The organism is Wolbachia endosymbiont (group B) of Silvanus unidentatus, assembly GCF_964028615.1.
Lineage (GTDB): Bacteria > Pseudomonadota > Alphaproteobacteria > Rickettsiales > Anaplasmataceae > Wolbachia.
The window spans coordinates 1,173,175-1,188,696 of sequence record NZ_OZ034795.1; the positions used below are offsets into that span (position 1 = coordinate 1,173,175).

Annotated in this window: 11 protein-coding genes; 8 read left to right on the forward strand and 3 right to left on the reverse strand. The window is 34.2% G+C overall.

Going from position 1 to position 15,522, the window contains the following annotated elements; genetic code table 11:
- Positions 1 to 72 precede the first annotated feature (72 nt).
- From ABWU65_RS05555 to uvrC, 7 genes are all read left to right on the forward strand, one after another.
- Complete coding sequence (locus ABWU65_RS05555) at positions 73 to 432, forward strand: hypothetical protein (protein WP_246038627.1); 360 nt, start codon at positions 73 to 75, stop codon at positions 430 to 432.
- On the forward strand, positions 416 to 1,441 hold the full coding sequence (gene nuoH, locus ABWU65_RS05560) for an NADH-quinone oxidoreductase subunit NuoH (RefSeq protein WP_010404403.1): 1,026 nt from the start codon (positions 416 to 418) through the stop codon (positions 1,439 to 1,441). The genes ABWU65_RS05555 and nuoH overlap by 17 nt, the downstream gene beginning before the upstream one ends.
- Complete coding sequence (hemB, locus tag ABWU65_RS05565; RefSeq protein WP_007302474.1) at positions 1,434 to 2,432, forward strand: porphobilinogen synthase; 999 nt, start codon at positions 1,434 to 1,436, stop codon at positions 2,430 to 2,432. Before nuoH ends, hemB begins: the two co-directional genes overlap by 8 nt.
- Before the next feature lie 694 nt (positions 2,433 to 3,126).
- A complete protein-coding gene (locus tag ABWU65_RS05570) occupies positions 3,127 to 3,885 on the forward strand; it encodes a hypothetical protein (protein WP_007302495.1) in 759 nt (252 codons plus the stop codon).
- Between the two features lie 44 nt (positions 3,886 to 3,929).
- Entirely contained in the window at positions 3,930 to 4,769 is an 840-nt protein-coding gene (locus ABWU65_RS05575) for a glycine--tRNA ligase subunit alpha (protein WP_007302494.1), read from the forward strand.
- A 3-nt stretch (positions 4,770 to 4,772) separates the two neighbouring features.
- Positions 4,773 to 6,881, forward strand: coding sequence for a glycine--tRNA ligase subunit beta (glyS, locus tag ABWU65_RS05580; RefSeq protein WP_019236898.1), 2,109 nt, complete (start codon positions 4,773 to 4,775; stop codon positions 6,879 to 6,881).
- Positions 6,865 to 8,682 (forward strand): excinuclease ABC subunit UvrC, encoded by a 1,818-nt coding sequence (uvrC, locus tag ABWU65_RS05585; RefSeq protein WP_012481994.1) that lies wholly within the window; start codon positions 6,865 to 6,867, stop codon positions 8,680 to 8,682. Before glyS ends, uvrC begins: the two co-directional genes overlap by 17 nt.
- Before the next feature lie 11 nt (positions 8,683 to 8,693).
- On the opposite strand, the gene ABWU65_RS05590 is transcribed toward uvrC, so the two are convergent.
- The gene (locus tag ABWU65_RS05590) at positions 8,694 to 9,185 is read right to left on the reverse strand and encodes a Smr/MutS family protein (protein ID WP_007302491.1); all 492 of its coding nucleotides are present in this window, start codon (positions 9,183 to 9,185) and stop codon (positions 8,694 to 8,696) included.
- Positions 9,186 to 9,277: 92 nt separating this feature from the next.
- On the opposite strand from ABWU65_RS05590, the gene rlmB reads away from it, so the two are divergent.
- Complete coding sequence (gene rlmB / locus ABWU65_RS05595; protein ID WP_264685508.1) at positions 9,278 to 10,045, forward strand: 23S rRNA (guanosine(2251)-2'-O)-methyltransferase RlmB; 768 nt, start codon at positions 9,278 to 9,280, stop codon at positions 10,043 to 10,045.
- Between the two features lie 90 nt (positions 10,046 to 10,135).
- Here the strand turns inward: rlmB and ABWU65_RS05600 are convergent, their stop codons facing one another.
- Positions 10,136 to 11,785, reverse strand: coding sequence for a hypothetical protein (locus ABWU65_RS05600; protein ID WP_353280424.1), 1,650 nt, complete (start codon positions 11,783 to 11,785; stop codon positions 10,136 to 10,138).
- Between the two features lie 298 nt (positions 11,786 to 12,083).
- Complete coding sequence (locus tag ABWU65_RS05605; RefSeq protein WP_353280426.1) at positions 12,084 to 15,467, reverse strand: peptidase M2; 3,384 nt, start codon at positions 15,465 to 15,467, stop codon at positions 12,084 to 12,086.
- Positions 15,468 to 15,522: the final 55 nt, after the last annotated feature.

Below are 15,522 nucleotides of genomic sequence, written 5' to 3' on the forward strand. Positions count from 1 at the left end.
ATTTTATTTATTCTAACACCATTATTACTAATAACTCTGGTATATTTTCAACGAAAATTAAACTCTATATTTTTGTGTAAAGAACAAAATACATTAGAAAAACAGTTCGTTTATAAGCTAGTTGATTTTATCAATGATATTATTGCACTATTTACGGAAGGATATGTATGGATGGCAATAACATTTATTATAGTTACCGAGGGAAGAGGGAATTATTTGCCTCTCACAATGATCTTAATTATGATGTCACTAGTGTCATTCATATGCATATCATTTTACTATTCTATTAAGCTAAATGCTGTACAGAAAAGTGTTGTCCTATTGATTTCAATAGGGACATTGTCTTTTGTGTCTAGAGCATTTGCTGTATTTTTTATTGCCACAATTATGAACTATTTTTTTGATTTAGGGTTGCATGTACTTGATATTTGATATTCTTTTTCTTCTTATTCCACTTTTGCTTTCAGTAGCATATTTAGTGTACTTTGAGCGTAAAGTTATTGGTGCAATTCAACTAAGGCATGGTCCAAGTGTAGTAGGGCCATTTGGGCTACTACAGCCATTTGCAGATGCTATCAAATTGATAATTAAAGAGCCGATAATACCATTTAGAGCAAACACCATACTGTTTATTATGGCTCCAATGCTCACCTTTATTTTAGCATTAATTTCCTGGGCAGTTATACCATTTGGAGCTGAAATAATTACAGAAAATGGACAGCAGGTAATAATCCCTAAGGTAATATCAAATATTAATGTTGGAGTGCTTTATGTGCTAGCTATATCCTCTTTGGGAATATATGGCATTATTATTGCAGGCTGGTCTAGTAATTCTAATTATGCATTTCTTGGCGCTATAAGGTCAGCTGCTCAAATGATTTCATATGAAGTTTCAATAGGTCTAATAGTTGCTACAGTTGTTATTACAACTGGCACATTAAATCTTGGAGAGATGGTGGTAGCGAAACATAATATGCCATTTTGGATTGATTTATTACTAATGCCTATAGGAATAATATTTTTTATTTCTTTGCTTGCCGAAACTAATCGTCACCCATTTGACTTACCAGAAGCTGAAGCAGAGCTCGTCTCTGGGTATAACGTCGAGTATTCATCAATGCCTTTTGCTCTCTTTTTCTTGGGAGAATATGCAAATATGATTTTAGCAAGCGCTATGATGACAATATTCTTTCTAGGAGGGTGGTATCCTCCATTAGAGCTTAGTTTGCTGTATAAAATTCCTAGTTTAATCTGGTTTGTTTTGAAGATAGTTGTACTTTTGTTTATATTTGTTTGGATTAGAGCTACAATACCTCGTTATCGTTATGATCAATTAATGCGTCTTGGTTGGAAAGTATTTTTGCCAATATCGGTACTTTGGGTAATACTCATTTCAGGAGTGTTGCTTTTTACTGGGAATTTGCCTGGGTCCAATGTTTAACTTTCCAAACATAAGATTAAGACGCAGGCGCTCAGGCAAGTGGATTCGCAATTTAACAAGTGAAATCACTTTATCAGTAAATGATTTGATTTTTCCCTTATTTGTTCATGACGGAGAAGAAACAATTGAGCCAATTTCTGGCTTACCTGATATCAAATGTTATTCAATAGATGGATTAATTTCTATAGTTCAGAAAGCTAAGGACTCGGGGATTAATGCTGTTGCAATTTTTCCTGTAGTTGATAGTAAACTAAAATCTGAAAAAGCTGAGGAAGCATATAATCCTGATAATTTAATCTGCAAAGCAATTCATGCTGTAAAATCGAAGGTACTTGATATTGGCATTATTGCAGACATTGCACTAGATCCATACACTACTCACGGTCATGATGGCATTTTAAAAGACGGCAAGATGGATGTGGAAAATGATGAAACTGTGTCAATATTGTGTAAGCAAGCGCTTGTTTTAGCAAAAGCAGGATGCGATATAGTTGCTCCTTCTGATATGATGGATGGCAGGATAGGAAAAATAAGAAAAACATTGGATGATAATAACTTTCAGAATGTGTCAATATTGTCCTATGCAGTAAAGTACTGTTCTAGCTTCTATGCGCCGTTCAGGCAAGTTGTCGGTTCGTGCGCATCATCAAATTTCATTGATAAAAGTGGTTATCAAATGGATTATCGAAATGCACGCGAAGCAATCTGCGAAATCGAAATGGATATAAATGAAGGTGCAGATTTTATTATGATAAAGCCGGGTATGCCATACTTAGATATAATAAAAACAGCAAGTGACAAGTTCAATTTTCCGATTTTTGCTTACCAAGTAAGCGGTGAATACGCAATGATAAAAGCTGCAGCAAATAATGGCTGGTTGGATTATAACAGAGTGATTTATGAGTCCTTAATTGGTTTTAAACGTGCAGGTGCAAGTGCAATATTTACCTATGCTGCACTTGATGTTGCAAAAAATTTGGTATCTACTTAGCAGTGTGGAACATCTAAGTAGGTAGCTGGCCGAAGTGACTTGACAAACCTTCCCACTTTCCTTATCATATCAATAAGAGTATTTATCCTTGTTTTTAATCTCTGCAGATTTAACAACAAAATTCAGTAAAAAACTCAGGTATATATTGGCAGATTACATAAAATTATAGCGGCTGCATGTCTTTTTTATTTTTTCTACATTCAGCCAAAATGCGCTTAAAATAAGCGTTAGCACATTATTACAATGCCAATTTACATTATTATAGGGTCAAAACTCACTACTGGGGGATTCTTTTGCCTTTTTTTCGTCTGGTAAATTTTTTAATATTTATAGTTAAAGCTTCAGGCCAGCGCGTGACCAGTTCTTATTACCTGTTCTGGATCCCAGTACTGGGATGATGCCATCATAGAGATCAGCTACTTGAATGATGCCCATATTCCAGTACGTATAACGGTGTTATTCCATAGTTTGAGATCAGATGTAAGAATATTGAAGATGTCATTCCAGTACTGGAATCTAGAAAAAAAGAGCCAATCCCTGGGCACTGGGATGACAAAAAAGGAGGCTACTAGTATAAAGGGGCAACGGTTTAGATCGTTTTTAACTATTTGCCTTTTTTCTATGCAAGAAGTGTATTGATAAGTCCATTACAATTCAGTATTGTGAAAAATATAAGTCAAGTGTTAGTTAGGACATGGGGATTTTTTTTCAATTTTTGGGTAAGATGCTAGGCAAGGTTTTTCCTGCCAAAATAGTAAGCTCTTTTTTAGGAGTAGGATATTTACCGGGTTGGCAGCATTATTGGTCTTCTTTTCTAATATTATTTATTACCGACATTATATTAATGCTTACATACGGAGGTGATTTTATACTATATAAAATGCCGAATTCAGGCATAGTTGTAGCTGCTATTTTTACCAAGCTAGCAATAGTTATGTTAGTGCTGCAATTAGTTGGCATATCTATTTTTCATACTCAAGATCCTTCAGCCAGCAGTGATGAGAATATAGTAATACAAATAGCATCAGGACAGGTGATGACTGTTGCGTTTTCGATGCCGGCAATAATGTCAATTTATTATATTGTAAGTAAATTCTATTTAAGTATATGCAAGGCAATACTTCAATGTCCATTTTGGTTTAATGATCTTATGCATTTGTTCTTTTTCTTTATAATACCTTATTTATTTTTTAATATTGTAGAAGTAATAAAACCATGGCCGATAAGTACGATACAGCTTAGTTATAACAATGCAATATCAATCACATTTGAAGGGATTTTTCATGTGTTTTATGCAGTGATTTTATTGTACTTGACTGCATTTATATTCTGCGATCTGACTATGCATGATGCGATTGTTTTAAACAAAAGCATATTTGAGTATGTAAAAGAAAGTTCAATAGCCTTGAGTGACTATTTTCATGGCACTATTAAAAAAATAAGTATAGAATAGTACTTATTTGCTTATGTATTCAGTTTAAAAGATATACAGTTTGCGTGAATCTACAGGATATAATAAAGGGATTACAAGATTTTTGGGCAGATGAAGGGTGTACTATACTTCATCCATATACGTCTGAAGTTGGAGCTGGAACACTACATCCCGCAACAATCATGTCAGCGATTGACGAAAAATCAACAAAAATTGTGTATCTACAACCAGTAATCAGACCTGCAGACGGACGCTATGGCGACAACCCTAATCGTTTATATCAGCATCATCAATACCAAGTTATAATAAAACCATCTGGCAGCAATTTGCAAGATATTTACTTAAATAGCTTAAAAGCTCTTGGTGTATCGACAAAAGAATATGATATTAAGTTTATTGAAGATGATTGGGAAAACCCAAGTGTTGGCGCATCCGGTCTTGGTTGGGAGGTTACATGCAACGGAATGGAAGTAACACAACTTACTTATATACAGCAAGTGGGAGGTATTGACTGCAGAATAATTCCTGGTGAAGTAGCATATGGGTTAGAGCGTTTAGCAATGTGCATACAGGGTGTAGATAATGTTTACGACATAATGTGGAACGATAATGGTGTAACTTATGGAGATATTTTTAAACAAAGAGAGCGAGAGTTTTCTTACCTGGCACTTGATTATTATGATACTAAAGTAGTACAACAGCAGTTTGAGGATACAGAAAAACTGTGTAAATTCCTTGTTGAAAAAGAATTGCCGATAGCAGCTTATGACCAATGTATTAAAACGAGCCATCTACTTAATCTACTTGATGCAAGAGGTGTGCTTGGTGTGAATGAACGTACAGCCTATATTGGTAGAGTGAGAGAGTTAACAAAAAAATGCTGTGAATTATATAGAGCAAAGTAGAATATGTTGTCACAATTATTGTTTGAATGTCTTTCAGAAGAAATTCCATCAAGAATGCAGAATTCATCTGCAGCTCAGGTTAAGAGCTATATCACTAATGCTTTTAGTAAAAATAATGTGAAATTTGCATCTATAGAAGTTTATGTGACTGCACGTCGCATTGCTCTTTTTATTGATGGCATAAGTGCTTTAGAGCTAAAAGATTCTAACAATGAAATTAAAGGACCAAGAGTTAATGCACCGAAAAGTGCTATCGAAGGTTTTTTGAGAAAAAATCGGAAAGGTGAAGAAGATTTACTCATTCGCAAAGTAAATGATGAAGATTTTTACTTCATTAAGAGAGAAAGCTGCTTATTTAACATCAACGGGTTTCTCAAAAATCAACTGGAGGAAATGCTAAAAAACTTTTCTTGGCCAAAGAGTATGAGATGGAGTGAAAGAAAAGAGAGATGGGTTAGGCCAATTAAAAATATTCTATGTATTTTAAATGACGAAATAATACCTATATCTTTTGCAGGGGTTACAGCATGCAACGTGACGTATGGTCATAGGTTTCTTTCAGGTGATGCAGTACTTACTGTTAAAACGCCCAAAGACTATTTTGAATTGTTAGAAAAAAATAATGTCATTCTCCAGTTGGACAAAAGAAAGCAATTTATACTAGATCAGATTAATAAGTTTACAAAAGAGGAGAACTTACAACTTGAAAAAAATGATTATTTACTTAATGAATTGGCAGGGCTTATAGAGTGGCCAATAGTATTATTTGGTAAAGTAAAATCATCAGAATTACCGAAGAAAGTAATACTTAGTATAATTAATACGCAGCAAAAGTATCTTGCTTTAAGTGATGGACAGAAAATATCACATTTTGTTACTGTTGTAAATGTTAACAACAATGAAGTTGTCAAAGGCCATGAAAGAATATTAGAAGCACGTCTTGCTGATGCCCAGTTTTTGATATCTCAAGACAAGAAGGAAAACCTAGATTACTATGTCAAAAAATTGAGCTCTATTTCATTTCATGCTTCGCTCGGTAGCGTAGAAGAAAAAGTGAAGCGTATTATCGCTCTTTCAAAGTATATAGCGATATTTATTCCACATGCTTCATTAATTAAAGTTGAACGTGCTGCATATTTAGCAAAGGCAGATCTTGCAACGTTGATAGTGAAAGAATTTCCGGGATTGCAAGGAGTAATGAGTGGATACTACGCTTCTTATTTTCAAGAGGATAAAGAAGTAGTGGAAGCTATAACTGAGCACTATAAGCCAATTGGATCGGACCAAGAATGCCCTAGATCTCCTACTGCGATTGCTGTAGCTATTGCAGACAAAATGGATAGTTTGGTTGGCTTAATTGCAGCAGGTGAGAAAATCTCTGGTTCGTATGATCAGTTTGGTTTGCGTAGAATGACAATTGGTATAATTAGAACAATACTTGAAAATAATTTGCATATTCCAATTAGATTGCTGATAGATAAGTCAGTATCTTTATGTTCAAGGCTTCTATTGAATAAAAATATAACTCCAGTTGATAAGCCAAGTGAAAAACAAATTTTAGAACTAGTATTTAAATTCTGCTTAGAAAGGTTCAAGATTATTTTAAAAAATAGAAATATAAGGCAAGATGTTGTAGATTCAATACTATATAAAGTCGATATTAATGATCTGCTGAAAGCGGAAAAGCAAACTGTGATATTGGATCGTTATCTTAGTACAAAAGAAGGTGAACAGGTTCTAAGCACTTATAAAAGAGCCAGTAACATGATGAGCAAAGTGAGAAAAAGTGATGGCACTACTTATAATGCATCTTACAGTAAGAAGTTTTTGATTGAAGATGAGGAGATTGCGCTATCAAATTGTGCTATATCTGCTTGTAAAAACATCAAACAAGCGATAGAAAATAACGACTTTAATACAGCGCTTGATGAACTTGCTCGTTTTGCTCCATTTATCAATCAATTTATGGACAGTGTAAAGATTAACTGTGATTCTAATGAGCTTAGAATAAACAGGTTATCTTTGCTTGCAAATGTTGTTTCTACCTTTCATTTAGTAGCAGAGTTTAACCTTATACAGGTTAAACAATTGATAAATGCTCAGGCAATATAAGGAACAAATCAAATCATCTCCACAATCCTGTGGCGTTTATAAGATGATTGGAGATAAGAGTAAGGTTTTATACATTGGTAAAGCAAAAAACTTGAAGTCGAGATTATCTGACTACCTTCAATTCGAAAACCTTTCTGAACGAATCAGAGTAATGATCTCACAGGTTATTAAGGTTGAAATATTCATCACTGAGAATGAAATCGAAGCATTGCTTCTTGAAGCACAGTTAATAAAATCGTTAAAACCATCTTATAATATTTTGCTTAGGGATGGAAAATCTTATCCTTATATAACAATTTCTAAGCATGATTATCCAAGAATAGCGAAATATAGAGGTAAGTTTAAGAAGAATGAGTTTCATTACTACGGCCCTTTTCCATCTGCTGCTGCTGTTAAGAACACTATATTATCATTGCAAAAAGCTTTTCTCTTAAGAGTATGTTCAGATCAATATTTCTCTTCAACAAAAAGACCATGTCTTGAGTATCAAGTTAAGCGCTGTTCAGCACCATGCGTAGATAAAATTACAAAAGATGATTACTGCAAATCAGTAAAACAAGCACAAGATACTCTGCTAGGAAGGAATAAAGAAGTGCAAAGACAGCTATTTTCTACAATGGAAAAGTGCAGTAGGGAGATGAACTACGAGCTTGCTGCTGTCTATAGAGATCGATTGAAATTTCTTCAGCAAATTCAAATGCAGCCAATGGATTTTTCTTTTGAAGAAGATGCAGATTTCTTTAGCGTTGTACGTGAGGCAGACTTAGCATGCATTGGTGTACTATCTTTCAGAGATAAAGGTAACTATGGAAGCATTCCTTACTTCATTGAGAATTGTAGTGATCATTCAAATGATGAAATTTTATCCACCTTTTTGGTCAATTTGTATAATCCAGTTAACACACCACCAGCGCAAATTTACGTTCCCGATTTTATTAAGGATAAGGAAATTATAGAACAAGCACTTTATGCTCTTACTCAAAAATCAATAAAAGTTTTGCATGCGAAAAATAGTAAAGAACGTGATTTGTTGAATTTTATTTACAATAATTCTCAGCATAGTCTAGAACAGAAGCTTACTGATTATAGAAATAACCTAGAAAAGCTCGAAGAGCTTAGGAAGATTTTCTCGTTACCAAATATTCCAAAGCGTATCGAGGTTTATGATAATAGCCATATATCTGGAAATCAACAAGTTGGTGTGATGATTGTTGCAGGGCAGGAAGGTTTTTTAAAAAGTGAATACAAAAAATTTACTATAAAAGAAGAAATTTCAGGTGATGACTATAAAATGATGAGAGAAGTGCTGACTAGACGTTTCTCTGGCAATATAAAAGATATAATCCCTGATTTTTTACTGATTGATGGCGGTCCAGGACATGTTTCCATAGTGCAGAATGTGTTGGAAATATTGAATATAAAAGTTCCTTTTGCTTGTATGGCAAAGGGTCATGATCGTAATGCAGGAAATGAAAGATTTTATGTGCCGGACAGAGAAGAATTTACTCTAGCAAGTGACAGTAAGGTCATGCTTTATTTACAATTGCTGCGTAATGAAGCTCACCGTTTTGCGATAACTTCGCATAGAAAAAAACGCGATAAACAGTTTTTTGCTTCACAATTAAGTGAAATATCCGGTGTTGGCAGTAAAAGAAAGAAGGCACTCATGTCTCATTTTGGTTCTGTAGAAAATATAAGCAAAGCTTCTCTAGCTGAAATTCAAAACGTACCTGGAATTAGTAAAGGTTTAGCAGAAATCATTCTTCAACACGTGAATTCTAAGAAAGGTACTCCTAAATAGGTACTCTAAAATTAACCTTTATTTCTTCTTAATAAGACATAAAAAGCTCCTTTGCCACCATGTTTTTTTATGGCTTGCTGATAGTATAAGATCATATTTCGAACTTTTGTGTCATTCAACCACTTATTTAAGCTATTCTTTATAGTGTCTATTTTATCTGTACTATTACCATGCCCCGTAATTACCAATAAGCACCTATTCCTTGCTTGATAATTTTTGATAATAAAATCTATCAATTTACAATAAGCATTATCTATACTATAGCCATGCAAATCGAGTTTATCGCTTATAAAATATTTGCCCCTATCGATCTTTAATTTTGTATTGTAGTCAAGACAAAATGATGAATCACCATTATCAGTATTAAGAAAATTTTCTTGTAAACTAGAGGCACCTTTATCAATCATAGATTTTATATTTACTTTGTGATCAACTTTCAAAGTAACTTTTCCACATTCTATTGGCTTAACATTTTTTTGCCAATCTAACTCATCATCTGACATAAATTCATTAATTGAACTGCATAATTTTACAACAATATATAAACACAGTAAAATATTGCTTATTCTATAAAAAACTGATTTTCAATAATGAGATGAAATCATCAAAAGCTAATGAAAACTGTTGGATATATGGAAAGCACACTTGTATTTCAGCATTAAGAAACAAAAATAGGCGGTGTATAGAACTGTTAGTAACAGAAAATTTCTACAGAGAATTTGAGAAAGAAATTAAACAATGTGCAGATAGTAAGGGCATTAAACCTCGACTGGTAGAGAACAAAATGTTCAATGATGTTTTACCCAAAGGTGTCAATCATCAAGGAATTGCTTTAAAAGTTGCTCCTATTTTTCACAGCTTAAATATCGAAGAAATAGCTGAAGGTTCAGGTGACAGCTCTACTATAGTCATTTTAGATCAAATTACTGATACACACAATATAGGGTCGATTTTAAGAACCTCAGCTTGTTTCAACATTGATGCACTGGTTTTACCACATCACCATTCACCGAGCGAAAATGCATCTATCGCAAAAGTAGCAAGTGGAGCACTGGATATTGTTCCTCTAATATACGTTACAAACATAGTAAAAACGATGGAGTCTTTAAAAAAGATAGGCTACTGGTGTTATGGGTTTGATTGCAATGCAAAGGAAAATATAGATGAAATAAAGAATTTTGGGCAAAAAAGAGTAATTATTTTTGGTTCTGAAGAGAAAGGAATGCGGAGATTAGTGAAAGAAAGTTGTGATTATCTTTTAAAAATTCCAATGTCAAACGTAATTGATAGTCTAAATGTTTCAAACGCAGCAGCAATAGGACTATATTCCATTTACATTAAAACAAAAATCACTGCAAATTAGTTGCAATAAAACAAGGATGTCATTCCAGCATGTGATACTGGAATGACAACAGTGAATGACATCTTGCGATGTCATTCACTAGCACTTACATTACCAATCCCAAGAAAGAGGTGAACTTGAATCTGTTGGAATCTCGAAGGATGGCTGTGACACTATCTCTTTTATCTCATTTTTAAGCCATTCGCTACCATCTTCTCCAGCTTCTTTAATAGCTTTCTTGAAACTGCTCTCTAGTACAGCTTTAGCAGCTTCAGTGACGTTACCATTACCATTTATAGCATTTCCTATTGTAGTTAACTTAATTAACTCAGCGTTTAAGTCAGCAGGCATCTTATCAGTCTTAGCCTTTATAGCAGTGACATCAGCTCCTAAGGTATCTGTAATCTTATCAGTCTTAGTTTGTATTGCAGTAACCTTATCTCCTAAATTAGCAGAATTTGTAGCAGTTTCTATAGCAGTTACTTTAGCTGTTAAGTCAGCTGGAATAGTATCAGTTTTAGCCTTTATAGCAGTAACATCGGCAGATTTAGCTAAAGGAGCTAGTTCAGCAGATTTAGCTAAATTACCTAACTCAGTTCCTAAATCAGCAGGCATCTTATCAGTCTTAGCCTTTATAGCAGTGACATCAGCTCCTAAGGTATCTGTAATCTTATCAGTCTTAGTTTGTATTGCAGTAACCTTCTTTCCTAAATTAGCAGCACTTGTAGCATCTTTTATAGCAGCAACATCAGCAGTAAAGGTATCTGGAATAAATACAGTCTTAGCCTTTATATCAGTGACATCAGCTCCTAAGGTATCTGTAATCTTATCAGTTTTAGTTTGTATTGCAGTAACCTTGTCTCCTAAATTAGCAGCATTTGTAGCAGTTTCTATAGCAGTTACTTTAGCTGTTAAGTCAGCTGGAATAGTATCAGTTTTAGCCTTTATAGCAGTGACATCAGCTCCTAAGGTATCTGTAATCTTATCAGTCTTAGTTTGTATTGCAGTAACTTTATCTCCTAAATTAGCAGAATTTGTAGCAGTTTCTATAGCAGTTACTTTAGCTGTTAAGTCAGCTGGAATAGTATCAGTTTTAGCCTTTATAGCAGTAACATCAGCAGATTTAGCTAAAGGAGCTAGTTCAGCAGATTTAGCTAAATTACCTAACTCAGTTCCTAAATCAGCAGGCATCTTATCAGTCTTAGCCTTTATAGCAGTGACATCAGCTCCTAAGGTATCTGTAATCTTATCAGTCTTAGTTTGTATTGCAGTAACTTTATCTCCTAAATTAGCAGAATTTGTAGCAGTTTCTATAGCAGTTACTTTAGCTGTTAAGTCAGCTGGAATAGTATCAGTTTTAGCCTTTATAGCAGTGACATCAGCTCCTAAGGTATCTGTAATCTTATCAGTCTTAGCCTTTATTCCTGATATCAGATCTGTTCCGACTTGAGTTTTTATGGTAACTAAGTCAGCGCTTAAGTCAGCTGGAATAGAATCAGTCTTAGTTTTTATTGCATCTACATTAGTTCCAATACCTAATAATGTAGCAATTGCACCTCCAGTCATGAACTTTGTTGCTGTAGCACTGTAATCTATTGCAGCAGCACCATTAGGTTCATACTTAAAAGTGTTGAAAACATTAGTAGCATTGTCTACACCAAAGGTATACTTATTCTGTGCAGCATCTTCATAAATTATGCTTTTAATGTTAGGGGATGGTACATTTCCTCCAGAGTTGTCTTTAAAAGTTAAACTAGCCATATCACTTTCCGTTAATTATAAAAACCATAATGTGCATGAAAATAATATAAATTCCGTAAATACTAGATTTTGCATAAGATTTCCTTGAAGCTTTTCGCTTCAGAATTCTTCTCTTGTGATCTAAGTATGTAGCAGACGATGTCATCCTAGTAGCCCCTTTGGTGTTATTCCAGTGCTTGACACTGGAATCCATTTTTCCATCATAAGAAACGTTGATTACTTTTATACTAGCAAATTTACTGGATGCCAGTGTCTGGGCATTGGAATAACAAAAAGAGGGCAGGGCCCTCCTTATATATTAGATATAGGCTGAGTTATGATCGTGATAAACGTGATCGCTTGCGCAGTCGAACATTTTCACAAAACCATTCTCTAGATAGAGATTATATTCATGATGTTGATCTAATAACTCAAAGTTATCTTGTGTTTCTAAGCTAAAGTGACTTGAATCTGATAGCAATTCGTAATTTGGATTATCTATTTTACTAATGCTGCTTATTACTTTGCCATTACCATTTGATATAGCCAAACTATAACTATCACCATCCTTCATTATTTTGATGGATACCTTATCTTCAGGTAACACTATAAGCTTTTTCGTGTCACTATCGTGAATTAGAAATTTGCCATCTTTAAAGTAATACTTGTCTTCCGGCAAAGCACCAATCTTATAATCCGATGTATGCAGTTTGTTCCAAAAATCTAACACAGATTGCTTATCTGCTCCTTCTGCTCTATTATACAAGGCTTTCACATCATTATAATCTATGATTACATTTGCCTTATGCTTTCCTTCTACATCTCTATCATAGCTCTTTTCTATTTTCAAGATTGTGTCTTTCAACACTACCTGCTCTTTCTCCTCCACTGAAGCTGACCTTTTTGCCCTTGTTGGAATTTGTGGTTGATCAGACTGTATTTCACTGTTGTCGTTTCTCTCTTCAGCAACAACATTAGTAGTACTATGAACTTCTGTCTTAGTTTCACTTACTTGCCCTTTTGGACTTTCGGTTTGTTTCTCTTTTGTGAATATTCTCTGATAGTCCGTGTAGCCTCTGTTAGTATCGCCGATATCGCCACTGCCTTGATCGAAAGTTATTTTTTTGCTTCCATTTCCCATATTCTCAATTTCAACTTGAGGAGAAACAGATGCGAGGAAATCATTATAGCTGTAGTTATAATCAGCAGAAAAGAATATTTTTCCTTTGAAGTTATGGAAATTATTAGATAACATTCCTATTTCTTCATCAGTATCACCATCAAATAGTTTTACTTTAGTGAAATATCTTTGATTGTTGATTCTCACTATTTCACCACTCGAGTTTCTTTGTATCTGATAATCATTTGGATCATGTTTAATGGTAAAAAGTTTACCAGGGGCATATTTTTCTAAGTTTATAAGGCCCACATTTATATGTTTATGAGAATAATCTCTCTTTTCATATTCATGTGCAAATACTGGGTTGATATATTTGTATTCTTCTGGTATAGTATTACCTTGAGCATCATACCTATATTCATTACCACGTTCATCAGCTGGCACTAATTTGTATCCGTCATCCTTTTGCACTAACTTTAGATGAGTAACTTCTTCAGGTAACTGATAGCGTACATTTTTTCCGTGATCATGAATGAATAAGTTACTCCCATTTACAACTTCACCTCTTTCATTTTTCATCTCTTCAGTGATATAGAAGCCCATATTTTTGAATGCATGTAGATTTTCGCCTCCTTGCTTTACAACCGCTTCGTATACATCGTCGTCTGTTCTATCAGTCCCTTTATCATCCAATAATGTTCCTTTTTCTACGATTACACCGCTTTCTCTTTGCTCATCAGAATATTGAGCATGCTTTGAATCCTGATGATTTAGAATTTTGGTCCCTCTAAGAAGCAGAGAATCTAAATCTTTTTGAATGTGTCCAGTGCTAGGATGCAACAATTCATTTTCATGTAAATGTGCTTCATCAAAGTATTCATCACGTTCAACTGTTCTGCCATCTATCAGAGAAGCTTTATAATGACCATTTTCTTTTGTAATAGCCATATAAGCACCACCGTCATATTGAGTATTCAAGTTGTGCAATATGTCCTCAAAAACAAAAGTTTCTTTAGTTTGACCTTCAACTTGCTTAAAAAAGCCCGATTCGCTCGACAACTCTCCAAGCTTTGTATTCCCATCATATATAGATAGTGCACCCATATCTCCGTGACCAAGAGCTTTGATAGAGAAAACTTTACCTTCTTGTAGATTAATATGAGCACCTCTGATTAGGTTTGGATCGATATTAACCATCTCTTCTAACATCTTTTCTACATCGATGTTCTGAGTTGACTTTAACTGTTTTGAACCAGTGCTTATCATCTCATCGAGCAAGGAACCTTTTAATTCCTCATATTTGGAGGGAATTGAATGATATTTGCCTAAATATTCTTCATAAGAAATCTTCCCTTCACCAAGTTCTCTATCTATTTTAGAATATTCCTCTTGCCTCTCCTGATCCAGACCTTTTAATGCATCGTCGTAAGTTTTCTTCAAATTCTCATCATACTTTGATAGCACCCTAAAAGCTTGCATTTTATACTCTTGACTGTTTTGATATTCATTACCTTGTTGGTCAGAGTAAGTTAGTTTATCCTGTCCATCAGGAGTTTTTACTACCTTTAAAAAATGATATTCCTTTGATATATCGAGGTTATCATTTGTTGCCCTATTAATAGCACGAGCAACATCATAAAATGCAACATGTTCTACAGGAGAAAAACTTCCAACGTTTTCTCCATCTATCTTTTCTATATTTGCTTTATAGTAGGATATGTTTTTAATTTCTCCACCCACTATTTCTTGACCAGTTGCTATAAAATCTCCTTTTGTAACTTGCAAAGCGTTGAGATGTTCCATTGCAGTTTCTGTATCATTCTCAGCAAGCCAACTTTTGAAGTCAGCATCATGTCCTTTTATGTCTTTCAAGAAACTTTTTGATTCATCTGAGTTACCTTGACGTAAAGCATCTAGGTAGTCTCTTAATAAACTAGGATCTTTTTCCTGTAAGTACATTATCAACGCATGACCAGTTTTATACACTAAACTGTTTTCTTCACCATTGGCTGAGTATTGTAAATTTAAAATTCCACCTAGATCCAAATTTGCGGCTTCAGTTTTATCAATGCTTGACCCTTGAGCATTGAACTTGTGATCTGAATGATGTTCAAAGTAATCTGCAATTCCCTCCATTAATACTGTAGGTAGAGATTTTCCTCCTGTAGCCAAGTAAGTTAAACCATGTGCAAATTCATGCTGAAGGTTATGAACGCCACCTTGCTGATAGACATACATCTCAGCAAAAACATCAGCTTCTCCTTTGTAGTAACATTTACCACCCTCATCTCCAAGGTAAGAACCAAAACGTTCGCTTCCGCCAAGATGAGTGTAATCAGCCTTATCATCAAACACATAAATTTTGAACGTTTGTTCTGAGCTACCAGGCTCCAACTTAAATGCATCTTTAAAATTAGTAGCTGTTTCTCTTATTTCACTTTCAATTTTAGCAACTTTACTTGCTCTTAAATCGTGAGAATAAACCTCTACTTTAATATTTAAATCTTTAACTTCTATAACATGCTTATCGTTAAAATATTCTTCTTTAGTTATATTTTTATTTACTTGTTGATTAATTGTCATAATTCTAACCTCTAATTTATTAGTCTTTACAATATCAAGCATAAAGTGACTCATC

Coding starts and splice junctions, on each gene's coding strand:
- ABWU65_RS05590 (WP_007302491.1), bottom strand. CDS start 9,185: ATGTCAGATGATGAGTTAGATTGGCAAAAAAATGTTAAGCCAATAGAA.
- nuoH (WP_010404403.1), top strand. CDS start 416: ATGTACTTGATATTTGATATTCTTTTTCTTCTTATTCCACTTTTGCTT.
- ABWU65_RS05570 (WP_007302495.1), top strand. CDS start 3,127: ATGGGGATTTTTTTTCAATTTTTGGGTAAGATGCTAGGCAAGGTTTTT.
- rlmB (WP_264685508.1), top strand. CDS start 9,278: ATGAAATCATCAAAAGCTAATGAAAACTGTTGGATATATGGAAAGCAC.
- hemB (WP_007302474.1), top strand. CDS start 1,434: ATGTTTAACTTTCCAAACATAAGATTAAGACGCAGGCGCTCAGGCAAG.
- glyS (WP_019236898.1), top strand. CDS start 4,773: ATGTTGTCACAATTATTGTTTGAATGTCTTTCAGAAGAAATTCCATCA.
- ABWU65_RS05600 (WP_353280424.1), bottom strand. CDS start 11,785: ATGGCTAGTTTAACTTTTAAAGACAACTCTGGAGGAAATGTACCATCC.
- uvrC (WP_012481994.1), top strand. CDS start 6,865: ATGCTCAGGCAATATAAGGAACAAATCAAATCATCTCCACAATCCTGT.
- ABWU65_RS05605 (WP_353280426.1), bottom strand. CDS start 15,467: ATGACAATTAATCAACAAGTAAATAAAAATATAACTAAAGAAGAATAT.